Annotated in this window: 3 protein-coding genes; all 3 read left to right on the forward strand. The window is 32.5% G+C overall.

Annotated features, from left to right (window positions below):
• The coding region (locus tag KKC53_03070; protein MBU2598146.1) for a cysteine hydrolase at positions 1-195 on the forward strand (195 nt) is incomplete at its 5' end.
• 27 nt (positions 196-222) lie between these two features.
• A complete protein-coding gene (locus tag KKC53_03075) occupies positions 223-1,395 on the forward strand; it encodes a nicotinate phosphoribosyltransferase (protein ID MBU2598147.1) in 1,173 nt (390 codons plus the stop codon).
• Between the two features lie 93 nt (positions 1,396-1,488).
• Positions 1,489-2,489, forward strand: a 1,001-nt coding sequence (locus tag KKC53_03080) for a hypothetical protein (protein ID MBU2598148.1), incomplete at its 3' end; no start/stop codon positions are given.

Below are 2,489 nucleotides of genomic sequence, written 5' to 3' on the forward strand. Positions count from 1 at the left end.
AAAAAATTAAGCATAAAAGAGCTTGTAGTTACTGGTACAGTAACCAATATATGTGTTATGTATACAGTTTCTGATGCTATTTTTAGAGGATATAAAGTTAAAGTTTTAAAAGATTGTGTTGCTGCAGTAAATGAGAATGATCATCAATTTGCATTAAGACAGATGAAAAATATACTAAAAGCAGAGATTATTTAATATAAAAAGAAATAGAAAAGGAGACAAATGAGATTTCATATTGCAGATGAAAAAGATATATTAGATGGTAGTCTTACAGATGTTTATTTTAAAAGAACAAAGGAAATATTAAAAGCAAAAAATCTGGATAAACATGTTGTAGCTGAAATAAAGGCTAAAAGTCTTCCTAAAGGATATGAATGGGCAATTTTAGCTGGGATTGAGGAATGTGCTCAACTTTTAAAAGAAGTAGATGTAAAGGTAGAAGCAATGGCTGAGGGTACAATGTTTAAACCCTGGCAACCAGTAATGAATATTGAAGGAATGTATAGTAAATTTGGTGTATATGAAACATCAATTTTAGGATTTTTATGTCAGGCATCAGGAATAGCAACAAAAGCTGCAAGATGTAAAAGAATAGCTGGAGATAGAATAATACTTAGTTTTGGTGCAAGAAGGATGCATCCTATTATTGCTCCTATGATTGAGAGAAATGCTTATGTAGGAGGCTGTGATGGTGTTTCTGTTATAAAAAGTGCTGAGTTAATAGAGGAGAAACCAACAGGAACAATTCCTCATGCTCTTGTACTTTTATTTGGTGACACCATAAAAGCAACAAAAGCTTTTGATGATGTAATTGATAAAAATGTTATGAGAGTTGCACTAATTGATACATTCCTGGATGAAAAATTTGAGGCAATAAGGGTTGCGGAAGCAATGGGAGATAAACTATTTGGAATGAGATTAGACACTCCGTCAACTCGCAGAGGCGATTTTAAAGGTCTTATAAAAGAGACAAGATGGGAACTTGATATCAGGGGATATAAAAATATAAAGCTACTGGTAAGTGGTGGAATAGATGAGGAAAATATAAGAAAATTAAAAGATGTTGTAGACGGATTTGGAGTAGGAACTTCAATAAGTAATGCACCTGTAATAGATTTTGCCTTGGATATTGTAGAAATTGATGGAGAACCTTTTGCGAAAAGGGGAGTTTCATCAGCTGCTAAAAATGTCTTCAGATGCAAATCCTGCTATAAAGATGTAATTCTACCTAAAAAAGAAACTAAGAGAGAAATCAAAAGAAAATGCGATTGTGGTGGGGAAATAGAAAACCTATTATTTCCATTAACAGAATCTAAAAAAATTATAAGAGAACTACTACCCCAAAAAGATATTAGAAACTATGTCCTAAATCAACTCAGCAGAATAGAATTATAAATACAGCAGAATAGAATTATAAATAATTAATAAAAGAATTCATTAACCATTCATTTTTAAAAATATATATTTAAAAAGAGGGAGGTTATTAAAATGAATGAAGAAAATAAAAAACCTAAAGATAAATCTAAAACTGCATTTATAGTAGCAATATCTATCCTTGTAATTATGATTATAATACTCCTATTTTCCCTACTAATATTTGCCACACCTTTAAAGGATATACTGTTTATGAAAAGAGTAGCTGAAGAACCTACAGAAGAACCAACAACAACAGAAGAAACTGAAGAACCAACAGAAGAAACTACAGAGGAACCAACAACCACTGAGGAAACTACAGAAGAAACTACTGAAGAAACAACAGAAGAAACAACTGGAGCATTGTCAACCCCAACAATTAATTTAGAAATATATGTGGGTCCTGAATATTCATCTGCTGATAATGTCTGTTACTATAGAGTAAAAGCAAATGTTACTGGTAATCCTACTCCAACAATAGAATTTAATAAAGATGATAGTTTAGGAGCATGGGGACCTAATAAAGCACAGGTAAATCTTAACAGTCCATCAGATACTTTTGAATTAGAGGCTACTGCTACTAACTCACAAGGCACAGCCACAGATTCAATAACACTATCCTGGGGTTGTGAGGTAGAAAATCAAGATCCGGAGATAGCTGAAATAACTATTATGGGAACTAAGTATATAAATAGAACATATGGAGTGGGTGTGAGTGCATCAGATCCAGATGGAGATAGTTTAACATATAACTGGTCTGTTACTGGTGGTACAATTGATAATATTCATGCTCAAAATATAAATTGGACTACTCCTTCAACATATGGAAATTATACTATTTCAGTTACTGTATCAGATGGAAAAGGGGGAGAAGATAGCAAATCTGCAGATGTAGATGTACATTTTCTTTATGATTTATTAGAAAAAGCACCTGGTGCTTATTGGATGAGTGGTGCTGGAGGTCCTTTATGGGATGTAGGTTTAAGCGATAATCGAGGATTTGCCTGTTATAGAACTAATATAAAATTAGAAGATGGCAATACATATTCTAAAGTTCTTGAAACACATCCTCAATG

Source organism: Actinomycetota bacterium (genome assembly GCA_018830725.1).
Taxonomy (GTDB): Bacteria; Actinomycetota; Humimicrobiia; order JAHJRV01; family JAHJRV01; genus JAHJRV01.